The organism is Streptomyces coeruleofuscus (genome assembly GCF_039532725.1).
In the GTDB taxonomy this organism is placed as follows: Bacteria; Actinomycetota; Actinomycetes; order Streptomycetales; family Streptomycetaceae; genus Streptomyces; species Streptomyces coeruleofuscus.
Genome location: NZ_BAAASE010000008.1, coordinates 405,566 through 421,031, shown reverse-complemented (window position 1 = coordinate 421,031; position 15,466 = coordinate 405,566). Strand labels below are relative to the sequence as shown.

At 72.3% G+C, this 15,466-nt stretch carries 14 protein-coding genes and 1 riboswitch; of the genes, 5 read left to right on the top strand and 9 right to left on the bottom strand.

The features are described 5' to 3' along the window. Window positions 1–5 precede the first annotated feature (5 nt). From hisG to ABFX81_RS30490, 6 genes are read right to left on the bottom strand one after another with little or no spacing between them, the layout of a single operon-like run. Window positions 6–854 (bottom strand): ATP phosphoribosyltransferase, encoded by an 849-nt coding sequence (gene hisG / locus ABFX81_RS30515; protein WP_086851256.1) that lies wholly within the window; start codon window positions 852–854, stop codon window positions 6–8. A 46-nt stretch (window positions 855–900) separates the two neighbouring features. Then, window positions 901–1,173, bottom strand: a complete 273-nt coding sequence (locus ABFX81_RS30510) for a phosphoribosyl-ATP diphosphatase (RefSeq protein WP_003988914.1) — start codon at window positions 1,171–1,173, stop codon at window positions 901–903. Between the two features lie 34 nt (window positions 1,174–1,207). Continuing rightward, window positions 1,208–1,693 carry a 6,7-dimethyl-8-ribityllumazine synthase gene (gene ribH, locus ABFX81_RS30505; RefSeq protein ID WP_010046367.1) on the bottom strand — a complete coding sequence of 162 codons (486 nt, stop codon included), beginning with the start codon at window positions 1,691–1,693 and terminating at the stop codon, window positions 1,208–1,210. 58 nt (window positions 1,694–1,751) lie between these two features. Further along, window positions 1,752–3,041, bottom strand: a complete 1,290-nt coding sequence (locus tag ABFX81_RS30500; RefSeq protein ID WP_086851258.1) for a bifunctional 3,4-dihydroxy-2-butanone-4-phosphate synthase/GTP cyclohydrolase II — start codon at window positions 3,039–3,041, stop codon at window positions 1,752–1,754. After that, a complete protein-coding gene (locus ABFX81_RS30495) occupies window positions 3,038–3,682 on the bottom strand; it encodes a nicotinamide mononucleotide transporter family protein (protein ID WP_086851260.1) in 645 nt (214 codons plus the stop codon). The genes ABFX81_RS30500 and ABFX81_RS30495 overlap by 4 nt, the downstream gene beginning before the upstream one ends. Further along, window positions 3,679–4,287, bottom strand: coding sequence for a riboflavin synthase (locus ABFX81_RS30490; protein WP_086851262.1), 609 nt, complete (start codon window positions 4,285–4,287; stop codon window positions 3,679–3,681). The genes ABFX81_RS30495 and ABFX81_RS30490 overlap by 4 nt, the downstream gene beginning before the upstream one ends. A 145-nt stretch (window positions 4,288–4,432) precedes the next feature. Beyond that, window positions 4,433–4,563, bottom strand: a riboswitch (FMN riboswitch). A 296-nt stretch (window positions 4,564–4,859) separates the two neighbouring features. Here ABFX81_RS30490 and ABFX81_RS30485 point away from each other — a divergent pair. Both ABFX81_RS30485 and ABFX81_RS30480 read left to right on the top strand, forming a co-directional pair. Further along, complete coding sequence (locus ABFX81_RS30485; RefSeq protein ID WP_086851264.1) at window positions 4,860–5,747, top strand: RNA polymerase sigma-70 factor; 888 nt, start codon at window positions 4,860–4,862, stop codon at window positions 5,745–5,747. A gap of 876 nt (window positions 5,748–6,623) precedes the next feature. Further along, window positions 6,624–7,400, top strand: a complete 777-nt coding sequence (locus tag ABFX81_RS30480; protein ID WP_086851576.1) for an NAD(P)H-binding protein — start codon at window positions 6,624–6,626, stop codon at window positions 7,398–7,400. Between the two features lie 14 nt (window positions 7,401–7,414). Here the strand turns inward: ABFX81_RS30480 and ABFX81_RS30475 are convergent, their stop codons facing one another. After that, window positions 7,415–8,677, bottom strand: coding sequence for an ROK family protein (locus tag ABFX81_RS30475; protein WP_086851578.1), 1,263 nt, complete (start codon window positions 8,675–8,677; stop codon window positions 7,415–7,417). 188 nt (window positions 8,678–8,865) lie between these two features. Between ABFX81_RS30475 and ABFX81_RS30470 the strand changes: the two genes are divergently transcribed. Both ABFX81_RS30470 and ABFX81_RS30465 read left to right on the top strand, forming a co-directional pair. Beyond that, the gene (locus ABFX81_RS30470) at window positions 8,866–10,071 is read left to right on the top strand and encodes an MFS transporter (RefSeq protein ID WP_086851580.1); all 1,206 of its coding nucleotides are present in this window, start codon (window positions 8,866–8,868) and stop codon (window positions 10,069–10,071) included. 96 nt (window positions 10,072–10,167) lie between these two features. Beyond that, the gene (locus tag ABFX81_RS30465; RefSeq protein ID WP_086851583.1) at window positions 10,168–11,547 is read left to right on the top strand and encodes a solute carrier family 23 protein; all 1,380 of its coding nucleotides are present in this window, start codon (window positions 10,168–10,170) and stop codon (window positions 11,545–11,547) included. Here the strand turns inward: ABFX81_RS30465 and ABFX81_RS30460 are convergent. Further along, a complete protein-coding gene (locus ABFX81_RS30460) occupies window positions 11,526–12,659 on the bottom strand; it encodes a glycoside hydrolase family 6 protein (protein WP_346138956.1) in 1,134 nt (377 codons plus the stop codon). The genes ABFX81_RS30465 and ABFX81_RS30460 overlap by 22 nt on opposite strands. A 175-nt stretch (window positions 12,660–12,834) precedes the next feature. On the opposite strand from ABFX81_RS30460, the gene ABFX81_RS30455 reads away from it, so the two are divergent. After that, window positions 12,835–13,548: a DUF5995 family protein gene (locus ABFX81_RS30455; protein WP_346138941.1), complete on the top strand. Its 714-nt coding sequence runs from the start codon at window positions 12,835–12,837 to the stop codon at window positions 13,546–13,548. 220 nt (window positions 13,549–13,768) lie between these two features. On the opposite strand, the gene ABFX81_RS30450 is transcribed toward ABFX81_RS30455, so the two are convergent. Further along, window positions 13,769–15,466: an FAD-dependent oxidoreductase gene (locus ABFX81_RS30450; protein ID WP_086841924.1), complete on the bottom strand. Its 1,698-nt coding sequence runs from the start codon at window positions 15,464–15,466 to the stop codon at window positions 13,769–13,771.

The following is a 15,466-nucleotide window of genomic DNA, read 5'->3' as shown; positions in this document are numbered from 1 at the left end:
GCCCCTCACAGACGGCAGGCGTGGATGGCCGTGGTCAGGATGGCCCGGGCGCCGATGTCGTACAGGTCGTCCATGATCCGCTGCGCCTCCTTGGCCGGGACCATCGCGCGGACGGCGACCCAGCCCTCGTTGTGCAGCGGGGACACGGTCGGCGACTCCAGACCGGGGGTGAGGGCGACGGCCTTCTCCAGCTGCTCGACGCGGCAGTCGTAGTCCATCATCACGTACGTCCGGGCGACCAGTACGCCTTGGAGGCGGCGCAGGAACTGCTGCACCTTGGGGTCGTCGCCGTCCGCGCCGGTGCGGCGGATCACGACGGCCTCGGACTGCATGATCGGCTCGCCGACGACCTCCAGGCCCGCGTTGCGCAGCGAGGTGCCGGTCTCGACGACGTCGGCGATGACCTGGGCGACGCCGAGCTGGATGGCGGTCTCGACGGCGCCGTCGAGGTGGACGACGGAGGCGTCGATGCCGTGGTCGGCGAGGTGCGCCGCGACGATGCCCTCGTAGGAGGTGGCGACGGTCTTGCCCGCGAGGTCCGCCAGGCCGCCGATGGTGCCGGGCTTGCCGGCGTAGCGGAACGTGGAGCGGGCGAAGCCGAGGGCGAGGATCTCCTCCGCGTCGGCGCCGGAGTCGATCAGCAGGTCCCGGCCGGTGAGGCCGATGTCCAGCTGGCCGGAGGCGACGTAGATGGCGATGTCGCGGGGGCGGAGGTAGAAGAACTCGACCTCGTTCGTCGGGTCGACGATCCGCAGCTCCTTGGACTCCCGGCGCTGCTGGTAGCCGGCCTCATGCAGCATCTCCGCCGCAGGGCCTGACAGGGAACCCTTGTTGGGGACGGCGATGCGCAGCATGAGGTCGGCTTCCTTTGCGTGGTGTCGTGCGGGAACGGGGTGCGGCTTACAGGTGGGCGTAGACGTCGTCGAGGGAGATGCCGCGCGCGACCATCATCACCTGGACGTGGTACAGCAGCTGCGAGATCTCCTCGGCGGCCGCCTCCTTGCCCTCGTACTCGGCGGCCATCCAGACCTCGGCGGCCTCTTCGACGACCTTCTTGCCGATGGCGTGGACGCCCTTCTCGACCAGTTCTGCGGTGCGGGAAGTGGCGGGGTCGCCCTGGGCGGCCTTGTGCTGGAGCTCGGTGAAGAGCTCCTCGAACGTCTTCTTGGACATGGTGACGCTCAGCCTATGCCACATGTGGCTTTCGTCAGCGCCAGGGTTCGGATACTGAGCGGAGGGTGGCCGCGGTCGCCACCGCCGCCGTCACCGCCTCGTGCCCCTTGTCCTCGTTGGAGCCCTCCAGGCCGGCGCGGTCCAGGGCCTGCTCCTCCGTGTCGCAGGTCAGCACGCCGAACCCGACGGGGACGCCGGTGTCGACGGAGACCTGGGTGAGGCCCTGGGTCACGCCCTGGCACACGTACTCGAAGTGGGGGGTTCCGCCGCGGATGACGACGCCGAGGGCGACGATCGCGTCGTAGCCGCGGCCCGCGAGGACCTTGGCGACCACGGGGAGCTCCCAGCTGCCGGGGACCCTGAGGAGGGTCGGCTCGTCGATGCCGAGGTCGTGCAGGGCGCGCAGGGCGCCGTCGACCAGACCGTCCATCACCTTCTCGTGCCACTGTGCCGCGATGACGGCGACCCGGAGGTCACCCACATTGCGTACGGACAGCTCCGGTGCACCCTTGCCGCTCACGTCTCTCCTCAGAGCCTTCTCGCTGTGCTGACTTGCTGTGCTGACTTGCTGTGCTGTGTTACTGGTTGCCGCAGGCCGGCACGGTGGTCGTGTCGAGCCAGGGCAGGTCGTGGCCCATCCGGTCCCGCTTGGTGCGCAGGTAGCGGAGGTTGTGCTCGCCGGCGCTCACGGGCATCGGCACGCGGGCCTTGACCGCGATGCCGTGGCGGACGAGCGCGTCGGTCTTGTCGGGGTTGTTGGTCAGCAGGCGGACGCCGCGCACGCCGAGGTCGGCGAGGATCCGGGCGCCTGCGGCGTAGTCGCGGGCGTCGGCGGGCAGGCCGAGTTCGAGGTTGGCGTCGAGGGTGTCGTGGCCCTGCTCCTGGAGTTCGTAGGCGCGCAGCTTGGACATCAGGCCGATGCCGCGGCCCTCGTGTCCGCGCAGGTAGACCACGACTCCCCGGCCCTCGGCCTGGATGCGGGCCAGCGAGGCGTCGAGCTGGGGGCCGCAGTCGCAGCGGGCGGAGCCGAAGACGTCGCCGGTGAGGCATTCGGAGTGGACGCGGACCAGGACGTCGTCGCCGTCGCCGATCTCGCCGTGCACGAGGGCGACGTGCTCGACGCCGTCGACGGTGGAGCGGTAGCCGTAGGCCGTGAAGGTGCCGTGGGCGGTGGGCAGTTGGGTCCTGGCCTCGCGGCGGACGGTGGGTTCGCTGCCGCGGCGGTAGGCGATCAGGTCCTCGATCGAGATGATCGTCAGGCCGTGCTTGCGGGCGAAGGGGATCAGCTCGGGCAGGCGCAGCATCGTGCCGTCCTCACCGGCGATCTCGACGATCGCGCCGGCCGGGCGCAGGCCCGCGAGGCGGGCGAGGTCGACGGCGGCCTCGGTGTGGCCGTCGCGCGTCAGGACCCCGCCGGACCGGGCGCGCAGCGGGAAGATGTGGCCCGGGCGGACGAAGTCGTCGGGTCCGGAGACGCCGTCGGCGAGCAGCTGGAGCGTGGTGGCGCGGTCGGAGGCCGAGATGCCGGTGCTGACGCCGTGCGCGGCGGAGGCGTCGACGGAGACGGTGAACGCGGTCTTCATCGACTCGGTGTTGTCCTGGACCATCTGCGGGAGCTTCAGCCGGTCCAGCTCCTCGCCCTCCATGGGGGCGCAGATCAGGCCGCGGCACTCGCTCATCATGAAGGCGACGATCTCGGGGGTCGCCTTCTCGGCGGCGATGACGAGGTCGCCCTCGTTCTCGCGGTCCTCGTCGTCGACGACCACGACCGGGCGGCCGGCCGCGATGTCGGCGATGGCCTGCTCGACCGGGTCGAGCGCGAAGTCCTCGAAGCCGTCGGTGCCGTACAGGATCGGTGCCGTGCTCATGCCGGCGCTCCTTCCAGGGCGGGCTGCGCTGCCGCACGGGAGCGCAGCCACCAGTCGCGCAGGCCCCACAGGACGAGCGCGCCGTAGATGACGTAGACGAAGCCGGAGAAGGCGAAGCCGTTGGCGAAGTTCAGCGGGACGCCGACCAGGTCGACCAGCAGCCAGGCGAACCAGAACTCGACCATGCCGCGGGCCTGGGCGTACATCGCGACGATCGTGCCGACGAAGATGTACGCGTCCGGCCAGGGGTCCCAGGACAGGGTCGGGAAGGCCGTGAACAGGCCGCCGACCGCGAGGGTGCCCAGGGCGGCCACGCCGGCCAGCACCCCGCGCTCACGCCAGGTGGCGAACCGTACGGCGATGGAGCCGTCCTGGGCCTGCTGCCGGCCGCGGTTCCACTGCCAGAAGCCGTACGTGGCGACGAGCATCACGACGACCTGCTTGCCCGCGCTGCCGGAGAGGTGGGCGGTGGCGAAGGCCGCGAAGAGGATCAGGCCGGAGACGAACTGGGCGGGCCAGGTCCATATGGAGCGGCGCCAGCCGAGGGCGAGGGCGAGCAGGCCGATCACGTTGCCGATCATGTCCGACCACTTGATGTGCTGGCCGAAGAGCGTGAACGCCTCGGAGTTGAGCCAGTTCACTTGGCCGCCCCCTGCGCACGGTCGCCCAGCATCCGCTCGACGTACTTGGCGATGACGTCCACCTCGAGGTTGACCGGGTCGCCGGGCTGCTTGTGGCCGAGCGTGGTCAGGTCGAGGGTGGTGGGGATGAGGCTGACGGTGAAGTAGTCGGGGCCGGCGTCGACGACGGTGAGGCTGATCCCGTCGACGGTGATGGAGCCCTTCTCGACGACGTACCGGGTGAGGTCCGCGGGGAGGGAGATCTTCACGATCTCCCAGTTGTCGGACGGCTTGCGTTCCAGGATCTCGCCGGTGCCGTCCACGTGGCCCTGCACGATGTGCCCGCCGAGGCGTTCGCCGACGGCCATGGGGCGTTCGAGGTTGACCCGGGATCCGGCCTTGAGCGCGCCGAGGCTGGAGCGGTCGAGGGTCTCGGCCATCACGTCGGCGGTGAACTCGTCGCCCTCGTGGTCGACGACCGTGAGGCAGACGCCGTTGACGGCGATGGAGTCGCCGTGTTTCGCGCCCTGGGTGACGACGGGGCCTCGCAGGCGGAAGCGGCAGGCGTCGTCGAGGGTCTCGACGGCGGTGACCTCGCCCAGCTCTTCGACGATTCCGGTGAACACTTCCCGGGTCCTCCCTGCCTCTTCGGGCACGGACTCCGGGGCTGTCGATGACGACAGAAGTACGAGCGAGGACACCGGGAACGACGCCGGACGGAGTCCGCCCGGAGGACGGACTTCTTCGGCGGCGCGCATGTATGCCCGCTCGCCGCGCACTGCCTCCCATCCGGACTTTAACCGTCGGTCCAGGAATTTCACCTGGTCAACCGGCCGCTGGAGGCGACCGGGTCGCGGACTGTAACCGCCGGTTCGGACTTTCACCGACCCCGGAGTGCGCTGCTACTGATACATGGCCAGTGTGCCACGCCTGATCGACGTCCAGACGGGCGAACGGTGTGGGGTGCCTCACAGACCGTGTCGCGATCCTTCCCGAGCGCGACGGGACGGTCCAACTCCCGCGTCGGCGTCCACCCTTGACGGACCCGGGATTGGTACGCACCTATTGACGCAGTGGTCTAGTCCTTTCTACTGTCATGCGCATCTGCGCAGACCGGCCCGGCGGCGGTGACGACGGCCCTTGCCCGCCGTCGGGCCTTCCCACGCCGCCCGGACGGTGTTCTGGCAGGGTGAGGCGTATGACCACCACGCTCGCCGACGAGTTCGAGACCCACCGGCCCCGGCTGTTCTCGCTCGCCTACCGGCTGCTGGGTTCCGCGGAGGAGGCGGAGGACGCGGTCCAGGACGCGTATCTGCGCTTCAGCGGCGCCGACCGTACGGGGATCGAGCATCCGGCGGCCTGGCTCGCCAAGGTCGTCACCAACCTCTGCCTCAACCGGCTGACCTCGGCGCGGGCCCGGCGCGAGACGTACGTCGGTACCTGGCTGCCCGAGCCGGTGGTGACCGCGGACGGCACGCTCGGACCCCTGGAGTCGGCCGAGCAGCGGGACTCCGTGTCGATGGCGATGCTGGTGCTGCTGGAGCGGCTCACGCCGGCCGAGCGGGCGGTGTACGTGCTGCGGGAGGCGTTCGGGTACGGGCACCGGGAGATCGCCGGGGTGCTGGATCTGAGCGAGGCCAACTGCCGCCAGCTGTACCGGCGGGCCGTGCGGCGGGTGGGCGAGCCGCAGGCCCGGTTCGAGGCCGCGTCCGAGCGGCAGGAGGAGCTGGTCAGGTCGTTCATCACGGCGGCCCGCGACGGCGACCTGGCCGGACTGGAGAAGCTGCTCGCCGCCGACGCCACCTGGTGGAGCGACGGGGGCGGGAAGGTCACCGCGGCCCGGTGGCCGATCGAGGGCGGGTCCAAGCTCGCCGGGTTCCTGGCGGGCGGGGGCCCGAAGTTCACGGAGGGCCTGGAGTTCACCGTCACCGAGGTCAACGGCGCGACGGGGCTCGCCACCTGGGCGGGCGACACGCTCGTCGGCCTGGCGGCGTTCGAGGTGCGCGACGGGCTCGTCGCGGGGGTACGGGCCGTGGTCAACCCGGAGAAGCTGACGTTCGCGCGGCGACAGCTCGCCCGGCCGTAGGGCCGCCCGGCGGGTCGCGGGATCGCCGGCGGGGGTGGGACGCCGAAGTCGCGGGTCGGGGGTCGTGGGTCTTGGGACGCCGAAATCGCGGGGTGTGAGACGTCGGGCGCCGGGTGCGGTCGCGGATCGCAGGGCGGGGTCGCGGATCGTCGGGCCGGTCGGGGGTAGTCGGCGCGGGACGCGAGACGCGGTCGCGAAGCGCCGCGTGGGACGCAGATCGCCAGGCCGGCCGCGGATCGTCGTCGCGGAACGCGGATCGTCGTCGCGGAACGCCGGCGCGGGCGCGGGACGCCAGTCGGGCCGGGAACGAGGCCCGGAACGCCAGGCGCAGTCGCCAAACGCCGCGCGAGACGCAGATCGCCAGGCGGGGCGCGGATCGTCAGGCCGGTCACGGATCGTCGGCGCAGGACGCCGGGCCCGCCGGGCGCGCGGAACGCCAGGCGCAGTCGCCAAACGCCGCGCGAGACGCAGATCGCCAGGCGGGGCGCGGATCGTCAGGCCGGTCACGGATCGTCGGCGCGGGACGCCGGGCCCGCCGGGCGCGCGGGACGCCAGGCACAGTCGCCAAACGCAGCGTGGGGCGCGGATCGCCGGGCGGGACGCGCATCGTCGGCGCGGGACGCCAGTCGCGCCGGGGACGAGGCCCGGAACGCCAGACGGGTCCCGAAACGCCGCGCGGGACGCAGATCGCCAGGCGGGGCGCGGATCGCCAGGCCGGCCGCGAGTCGTCGGCGCGGGACGCCAGGCGCGGGCGCGGATCGTCGCGACGGGCGCCGATCGCCGCGCAGGGATGTCACATCCGGCAGGGGCTGTCCGGTCTCAGTCGTAGAGGGCGCTCCGGCCGGGAGCGTCGGCGTTCCGAAGGGACTGAACAGCATGACCACGATCCTGGTGACCGGCGGTACCGGAACGCTCGGCCGGCTCGTCGCCGAGCGGCTGCGCGCGGACGGGCACGAGGTGCGGGTGCTCAGCCGGCACGCCCAGCCGTACGCGGTCGACCTGCGGGAGGGCGGTGCCGCGCTGGACGCGGCCGTCGCCGGTGTGGAGACGATCGTGCACTGCGCGACGTCGCCGAAGGGGGACGAGCAGGCGGCGGCGAACCTGGTCCGCGCGGCGCGCGGGGCCGGTGTGCGGCACTTCGTCTACATCTCCATCGTGGGCGTCGACCGGGTGCCGTTCCGCTACTACAAGAGCAAGCTCGCGGTGGAGAGGCTGGTCGAGGAGTCGGGGCTCGACTGGACCGTGCTGCGGGCGACGCAGTTCCACGACCTGCTCGTGATGCTGCTCCAGGGGCTGTCGAGGCTGCCGGTCCTGTTCCTGCCGGCCGGTGTCCGGGACCAGCCGGTCGAGGTGGCCGAGGTCGCCGACCGGCTGGCGGGACTGGCGGCGGGAGCGCCGGCGGGGCGGGTCGAGGACATGGGCGGGCCGGAGGTGCGGACGCTCGAGTCGCTGGCCCGCGCGTATCTGAAGGCGACCGGCCGGCGCCGGGCGGTCGTGAACGTGCCGCTGTGGGGCGCGGCGTACCGGGGTTTCCGCGGCGGTGGTCACCTGACGCCGCAGCGGGCGACCGGCACGGGCACGTTCGAGGAGTACCTGGCGCGGCGGTACGGGGGCGAGCGGGCGCGGGCGGGCAGCGGGCGGTCCCGGGCGTGACCGCCGGGGCCGGCCTACCACCGTCGTACGGGCCGTTCCCCCGGGGTGAAGAGTTCCTCCTGGGCGCGGTCGCGGGCCGTGAGGAGGGCACCGCGTAGTACCGCGCTGCCGCCGAGGGTGGTCGTCCGTACCTCCGTGGGCAGGGGGGTCATCCGGGCGATGCGGTCCTGCACGCGGGCGGCGAGATCGTCGCCGCCCGCCTGGCCGACCTCCCCGCCGAGCACCACGCAACCGGGGTCCAGGATCGCGACGACCGAGGCGACGCCGACGGCGAGACGGTCGGCGAGGGCGTCGAGGAAACGGGCAGCGGGGACGGTTCCCGGGGACACGGACACCCCGGCTCCCGTCTCCGTCCCCCGCGCATCGCGCACCGCCGACCGCACCAGACCGGCCGCCGCCCGTACGACCCCCACCGCCGACGGCTCCTGCCCCCGCTCCGTCGAAACCCCGCACTGCGCCGCCAGGTCCACGACCGCGCCCGACGCGGCCAGGGAGTGGAAGCCGCCCTCGCAGTCCGTCGAGGAGGGCAGCGCTGCCGCGCCCGGGACCGGGAGGAAGCCGATCTCGCCCGTGCCGCCGGAGGCACCGCGCCGCAGCGCGCCGTCGAGGACGACCGCCGCGCCCGTTCCGTGGCCCAGCCACAGCAGGACGAAGGTGTCCCGGTCCCGCGCCACCCCGTCGCGCTGCTCCGCCAGCGCCGCGAGGTTGGTCTCGTTCTCCACGCTGACCCGGGCCTCGGGCAGCCGCTCCTGGAGGGCGGCGACGAGCCGGCGGTGCCACTCCGGCAGCCCGGACGAGTCGCGGAGTTCGCCGCTGGCCGGGTCGATCAGGCCGGGCGCCCCGATCCCCACGGTGTGCAGCCGGTCGGCGCCGGCCTCCTTCACCACGCGCTCGACCAGCGCGACGGCCTGCTCCACGGCGGGGCCCGTGTCCGTGTCGTCGCCGATGGGCGCCGACGCCTCGGCCAGCACCCGTCCCACCAGGTCGGCGACGGTCACCGCGACGCCCTCGGTGCGTATGTCCAGCGCGGCGAGGTGCGCCCGGTCGGCGACGATGCCGTACACCTTGGCGTTGGGCCCGCGCCGCTGCTCCCCCGACTCGCCGACCACCGTGATCAGCCCGGCGGCGGTGAGGCGTTCGACGAGGTCGGCGACGGTCGGCCGGGAGAGGCCGGTCAGCTGCTTCAACTGCCCCGCCGTCAGCGGGCCCTCCTGCTGGAGCAGGCGCAGGGCGAGCCGGTCGTTGATGGCCCGGGCGGTGCTCGGGGATGCGGGCATGCCGGGATCCTTCCAGATCGGTGGGACCGCACGGCCGTGTGCTCCGGCCAGCCGGTAATCCCCTTATCTATCAGGCAGGGTTCCTGATAGTTTACGCGCGCCAGCAGGCGCCAACACACCCCGACGCACGCCTTGGACGTGGAGACGCGGTGCCGGCGGGGAAAACCAGGAGAGGACGGGGCCGGAGAATGAGCGACGTGGTCTACGAACAGCGCGAGGTGAAACGGTCACGGTATGCCGTGGCCGCCGTCTTCGCGGTGCACGGCGCCGTGACCGGCTCGTTCGCCACCCGCGTGCCGTGGATCCAGGACCACGCGGGCGTCAGCGCCGGACAGTTGGGGATCGCGCTCGCCTTCCCCGCGCTCGGCGCGTCCGTCGCGATGCCGCTGGCCGGCAGCGTCAGCCACCGCTTCGGTGCCCGCAACGCGCTGCGCGGACTGATCGCCCTGTGGACGCTGTCGCTGGTCCTGCCGTCCCTCGCCCCGAACCTGCTCACGCTCTGCCTGGCCCTGTTCACCTACGGCGCCACGGCGGGCATGGCGGACGTGGCGATGAACGCGCTGGGCGTCGAGGTCGAGAACCGCCTCGGCCGGTCGATCATGTCCGGGCTGCACGGCATGTGGAGCGCGGGCGCCCTGGTCGGCTCGGCGGCCGGCACGCTCGCCGCGCACCTCGGCTCGGACGCCCGGTTGCACCACGTCCTGGCCGCCGCGGTCCTCACCGTCGTCGGCGTGCTGTCCTGCCAGTGGGTGCTCGACCTCCAGCCCGCCGAGGACGAGGATCCGCCCCCGAGGTTCGCCCTGCCGCCGCGGTCGGCGCTGCTCATCGGCGCGATCGGGTTCTGCGCGGTGTTCGCCGAGGGCGCCAGTTTGGACTGGTCGGCGGTCTATCTGCGCGAACAGCTTCAGACCTCGGCCGGTCTCGCGGCGGCGTGCACGACGGGCTTCACGCTCACCATGGCCATCGCCCGGATCGCCGGCGACCGGATCGTGGACCGCTTCGGCGCCGTGCGGACCGTGCGCGCGAGCGGTGTGCTCGCCGTCCTCGGCGGACTGCTGATCGTCGTGGCGGAGCAGCCGGCGGTGGCGATGGCCGGGTTCGCGCTGATGGGGCTGGGCATCGCCGTCGTCGTACCGCTGTGCTTCGCGGCGGCGGGCCGCAGCGGCTCCAACCCGAGCCTGGCCATCGCGGGCGTCGCGACCATCACGTACACCTCGGGTCTGATCGCGCCGAGTGCGATCGGCATGCTGGCGCAGGCGACCAGCCTGATGGTGTCGTTCGCTCTGGTGACGCTGCTGTCCTGCGGTCTGGTGGCGTTCGCGCCCGTGCTGCGCCCCGGTGACCGGGCGAAGACCAGCCGGCCGGACTCGGCGGTCCCCGACCCTCGGCCCTGAACGACGCCGGGCCGGGCAGGCCCGGTCACCCCCGCTTCCGACGCACCCCGACAATGGTCCGGACACTCGCACGCACGACGAAAGCGAAACCGCACCATGGATCTCGGCGTCCGCTGGAAACTGCACGGCGACGGACGCACCCCGGCGCCCGGCGCCGTGGTCCGCCCGGACGAGCGGCTCTCCTGGCCTCGCACGGCCGGGCTGGGCGCCCAGCACGTGGTGGCCATGTTCGGGGCGTCCTTCGTGGCCCCGGTCCTGATGGGCCTGGACCCCAACCTCGCGATCATGATGTCGGGCGTCGCGACCGTCGTGTTCCTGCTCGCCACCCGGGGCCGCGTCCCCAGCTACCTGGGCTGCTCGCTGTCCTTCGTCGGCGTGGCGGCGGTCATCCGTGCCCAGGGCGGCAGCAGCGCCACCGTCACCGGCGCGGTCTTCGTCGTCGGCGCCGCGCTGTTCCTGGTGGGGCTCGCCGTGCGGCGGTTCGGGGCGCGGATCATCCACGCCGCGATGCCGCCGATCGTGACCGGCGCGGTGGTGATGCTGATCGGCTTCAACCTGGCGCCGGTGACGGCCTCGACGTACTGGCCGCAGGACCAATGGACTGCCCTGCTCGTGATGCTCTTCACCGGGCTGGCGGTCGTCTGTCTGCGCGGTTTCTGGTCCCGGATCGCGATCTTCCTGGGGCTGGTCTTCGGGTACGGCGTCTCCTGGGTCTTCGACCTGGCCTTCGGCAAGATCCACTCGGTGGACGCGAGCGGCAAGCTCACCGACCACTGGCGGCTCGACCTCTCCGGCGTGGGCCAGGCCGACTGGATCGGGCTGCCGACCCTGCACGGCCCGTCGTTCGAGTGGTCGGCGATCCTGGTCGCCCTGCCGGTCGTCATCGCCCTGGTCGCGGAGAACGCCGGGCACGTCAAGGCGGTCGGCGAGATGACCGGCGACCCGCTGGACGACAAGCTCGGCACGGCGATCGCCGCGGACGGCGTGGGTTCGATGCTGTCCACCGCGGTCGGCGGCCCGCCCAACACCACGTACTCCGAGAACATCGGCGTGATGGCCGCGACCCGCGTCTACTCGACGGCCGCCTACTGGGCCGCCGCCGGATTCGCCCTGCTCTTCGGCCTCTGCCCCAAGTTCGGCGCGGTCGTGGCGGCAATCCCGGGCGGTGTGCTCGGCGGCATCACCGTCATCCTGTACGGCATGATCGGCCTGCTCGGTGCCCAGATCTGGCTCAACGCCGGGGTCGACCTGCGCAATCCGCTGAATCTGGTCCCGGCCGCGGCCGGCATCATCATCGGCGTGGGCAACGTCTCCATGAAGATCACGGACACCTTCTCGCTGAGCGGCATCGCGCTCGGCACGCTCGTCGTCATCACCGGCTACCACGCGCTGCGGGCCTTCGCCCCGCCGCACCTGAAGACCCAGCGGCCGCTGCTGGACGAGGGCACCAGCTCCTACGACGAGGCCAAGTCGTAGGCGTACGACGCCGTGAACGTCCCCGGCTTGCCCTTGCAGCCGTCCGACTCCCCCGGCAGCTTGATCCACAGGTAGGCGTCGATCCGGTCCTCTCCCGTGCTGAGGGTCGGTGCCCGGCCGAGCTTGCGGCCCGCCGGGTCGCACCAGGTGCCGTCGGGCGGGGCGCCGTTGCCGTTGCGGCTGGTGTCGATGACCGCGCCCAGGCCCGGCGGGCCGCCGAGCGCGTCCAGGACCCGCCGGTCGTAGGCGACCTCGGCGGCGCTGGTGTGGAAGTTGGAGACGTTGCTGAAGATCCCGTCGGAGGACTCGGGCGAGGCGGCACCGGCCTGCCGCAGCCACCCCGCCTGCTTTCCGGGCGCGTTCCAGCCCGAGTGCCCCGCGTCGAAGTACACGCGTGCCCGGGGGCTGGCGGCCTTCAGAACGCGTCCGGCCCGGGCCAGCGAGGCGAAGCGGTCCGCGCGCTCACCGGCGGACAGGCACTCGGCCTGGGCGACCGAGTCCGGTTCCAGGACGACGATGACCTCGCCGGAGCCCAGCCCGTCGGCGAACTTGTCGATCCACGCGTCGTACGCGTCCAGGTCGGGTGCTCCGCCCTGGGAGTAGCCGCCGCAGTCCCGGCCGGGGATCGCGTAGGGCACGAGGACGGGCGCCCGGCCCTGTGCGGCACCGCCCGACGTCACCGCGGCGACCCGGGCGGTGAGCGTGTCCGGGGAGTAGTCGGCGAACCAGACGGCGGCCGGCTGGTCGGCTATGCGGGAGGCGATGACCGCGTGGCGTGGGTCTCCGGAGTGGGACCGGACCCAGTCGAGCACCTGCGAGGCGGGGTGGCGGTAGAGCCGGGAGCTCACGGGGGTGGTCCGCTCCTGCTTCTTCCGGATTGCCGACGGCGACGGCGTGGGGCTCGGCGTCCTGGGCGCGGAGGTGGCGGGCGTGGGGGCAACGGACTCGGTGGGCGACGGGGACGCCGACGGCACCGCGGGCAGCGGCGCCAGGCGGGGCGACGCGGACACCTCGGGGTGCCTGGCCTGGTCCGGGCCGGGCCGGTCGTCGAAGGCGGACAGCACCCCGGCGACCGCGCCGGTCGCGACCACGACGGAGGCAGCCACGACCATCGCGCCCCGCCGGACGGCGCGCCTGTACTCGGCCCTGCGGGCGGCCAGGCGGTGGGCACGCGAGCCTGACACGGTGCCGTTTCCCCCTCCCCTGCGGCGGGCGGCGTTACCCCGTTCCGGGGAAGCGCCGGGCCTGCCGGTACTGCCGCCAGCCTAGAGCTGGGACTCTGCCCGCATGCCGCGATGCGAACAAGTCCCCCCAGCCGTGGACACTCCGGTCGACGGAGTCATCTCCCGTATGCGCGCCCTCGACGCGACTCTGCACCCCCGGGACGGGGTGGCCGTCTTCAACCGCGTCTACCTCGCCGTGACGGAAACGGTGGACCGGTACGTCGACACCGGGGCTTTCGCGGACCCGCACGCCGCGATCACGCTGGACGTCCGGTTCGCGCAGCGGTATTTGAAGGCCGTCGAGGCGGTGGCCGGCGAGCGGGTCCCGCCGGCCTGCTGGCGGCCGCTGTTCCAGTTCCGCCGTCATCCCGGGGTACGTCCGTTGCAGTTCGCGCTCGCGGGCATCAACGCGCACATCGGGCACGATCTCGCGCTGGCCGTCGTGGACACCTGCCGTACGCTCGACTGCGCACCCGCCGAGCTGGAGGACGAGTTCGACGCGGTGGGTGATCTCCTCGTCTCGCTGGAGGAGCGCATCCGCGAAGATCTGATGCCCGGCCCCGACCTCCTCCAGATCGCCGACCCGCTGACCCATCTGCTCGGCGCGTGGAGCCTGGAGCGCGCCCGGGACGCCACCTGGACGGCGGCCCGGGCCCTGTGGGCGCTGCGCGGGCTCCCCGACGTGGCCGAGGAGTTCACCGACCGCCTGGACACGGCGGTGGGCTTCGCGGGGCGCATGCTGCTCACGCCCCTGCCGCAGCCCTCCTGCCTGCCTTAGGGCCTGTCGTCTGGATCAGGTCGCAGGGAATCGACGGCATCTCTTCAGCGCCGGTGAGCGGGGCCTGGTGCGTGCAGATGCAAGGCGGAGGAGGGAGTCAACGCGATGGGGGCACCGCCCGCGCGAGCGCAGCCGAGCGTGGGGGAGTTGGCGACTGACGACAACGCCGCAGGTGCGCGTGCCAGGCCCCGCGTCTGCGGCCTGAGCCAAACGACAGGCCCTAGTCCTCGGGCAGTTCGACGGGCGCGATCTCGTCGTACACGTCGCCGGGCCCCGGGTTGGCCGGGTCGGTCGTGCCGCCGAAGTGGTGCATGACGCCCCAGACCGCGTTGAGGGCGGTCTGGACGGCGCCCTCGGCCCAGCCGGCCGTCCAGGAGATGTCGTCGCCGGCGAGGAAGATGCCGCGCTTGTCCTCGGGCAGCCGGTCCTGCATGAAGTGCGTGAACAGGCGCCGCTGGTAGCGGTAGTGGCCGGGCAGGTTGGCCTTGAACGCGCCCATGAAGTAGGGCTCGTTCTCCCAGGAGACGGTCACCGGGTTGCCGATGATGTGCTTGCGGATGTCGACCTTGGGATAGATCTCGCCGAGCGACTTCAGCATGACCTCCATCCGCTCGTTCGCGGACAGCGGCAGCCACTTGAGGCTGTCGTCGCACCAGGTGTAGGAGAGGCAGATGACGGCGGGCTGGTCCGGGCCGTTGTCGAGCAGGTAGGTCCCGCGCGTCATCCGGTCGGTGAGCGTCATCGACATGACGTCCCGCCCGGTCTCCTCGTCCTTTTCCAGCCAGAACGGCCGGTCGACCGGCACGAAGAGCTTGGAGCTCTCCATGTAGTGGGTGCGCTCGATGGCCGTCCAGTGGTCGATCGGGAAGAGCGAGTCGTCGCAGTCGATCTTCGACAGCAGCATCCAGGACTGTGCGGTGAAGATCGCCGCCGGGTAGGTGCGGATGTCGCCGTGCGCGTCGGTCACCGTGATGCGGTTGCCTGCGGTGCGGTGCAGGCGGGTGACGGCCGGGCGGGGCTGACGGTTGTCGTGGAGGCTCGCGAGCGAGGTGCCGTAGGCCCAGTGGACGATCTTCTCCGGCTCGCGCTCCCAGAGGCGGAGCGGCAGTTGCTGGGAGCCGCCGACGATGCCGCGGTGGTGGTCGTCGGCCTCGGTGTAGACGACGCGGAGGATCTCCAGGATGGAGTTCGGGAAGTCGGTGTCCCAGCCGCCCGTGCCGAAGCCGACCTGGCCGAAGATCTCGCGGTGCCGGAAGGACCGGAACGCCTCGGAGTCGCAGAGGAAGCCGTAGAAGGTCTGGTTGTCGAGCTTCTCGACGAGCCGGGACCAGATCTCGCGGATGCGCGGGACGTCCCGCTCGCGCAGGGCGCGGTTCATGTCGGAGAAGTCGGCGCCCTCCTCCAGGCACCGGTTCCAGGCCTCGGCGACGTCCCGGTAGACCTGGGGCAGGTCGGCGATCGTCTCGGCGTAGTGCGACTCGCCCTTGAGGTCGACGACGGTTGACGGGGTCGTCTCCGCCAGGGGGTTGGGGAAGGGCCGCGTCTGAAGGCCGGCCAGGTCGATGTAGTGCTGGAGGGCGGTGGAGGACGGCGGGAAGCGCATCGCGCCCATCTCGGCGGTGAGGGAGTCGTCGCACCCGTCGAAGCCCACCGTCCGCAGCCGGCCGCCGATCTGATCGGCCTCGTACACGACCGGCTTGAGGCCCATCTTCATCAGCTCGTACGCGGCGACGATGCCGGACAGGCCGCCGCCGATGACCGCGACCTCCGTGCCGTGCTCGGTCGCGGGTATCTGCCCGAGGCCCGCCGGGTGGGCGAGGAAGTCGTCGTACGCGTACGGGAAGTCCGGGCCGAACATGGTGATCGGCGGCTGCTGCGCGTCTGCGTGCTCGACGGCGTTGGGCACGGTGGACGTCAT

What these genes read in the sequence shown, in the direction of transcription:
- ABFX81_RS30470 (WP_086851580.1), top strand. Translation starts at nt 8,866, where the DNA reads ATGAGCGACGTGGTCTACGAACAGCGCGAGGTGAAACGGTCACGGTAT.
- ABFX81_RS30475 (WP_086851578.1), bottom strand. Translation starts at nt 8,677, where the DNA reads ATGCCCGCATCCCCGAGCACCGCCCGGGCCATCAACGACCGGCTCGCC.
- ABFX81_RS30500 (WP_086851258.1), bottom strand. Translation starts at nt 3,041, where the DNA reads ATGAGCACGGCACCGATCCTGTACGGCACCGACGGCTTCGAGGACTTC.
- ABFX81_RS30510 (WP_003988914.1), bottom strand. Translation starts at nt 1,173, where the DNA reads ATGTCCAAGAAGACGTTCGAGGAGCTCTTCACCGAGCTCCAGCACAAG.
- ABFX81_RS30485 (WP_086851264.1), top strand. Translation starts at nt 4,860, where the DNA reads ATGACCACCACGCTCGCCGACGAGTTCGAGACCCACCGGCCCCGGCTG.
- ABFX81_RS30460 (WP_346138956.1), bottom strand. Translation starts at nt 12,659, where the DNA reads ATGGTCGTGGCTGCCTCCGTCGTGGTCGCGACCGGCGCGGTCGCCGGG.
- hisG (WP_086851256.1), bottom strand. Translation starts at nt 854, where the DNA reads ATGCTGCGCATCGCCGTCCCCAACAAGGGTTCCCTGTCAGGCCCTGCG.
- ABFX81_RS30480 (WP_086851576.1), top strand. Translation starts at nt 6,624, where the DNA reads ATGACCACGATCCTGGTGACCGGCGGTACCGGAACGCTCGGCCGGCTC.
- ABFX81_RS30450 (WP_086841924.1), bottom strand. Translation starts at nt 15,466, where the DNA reads ATGACGTCCACCGTGCCCAACGCCGTCGAGCACGCAGACGCGCAGCAG.
- ABFX81_RS30455 (WP_346138941.1), top strand. Translation starts at nt 12,835, where the DNA reads ATGCCGCGATGCGAACAAGTCCCCCCAGCCGTGGACACTCCGGTCGAC.
- ABFX81_RS30465 (WP_086851583.1), top strand. Translation starts at nt 10,168, where the DNA reads ATGGATCTCGGCGTCCGCTGGAAACTGCACGGCGACGGACGCACCCCG.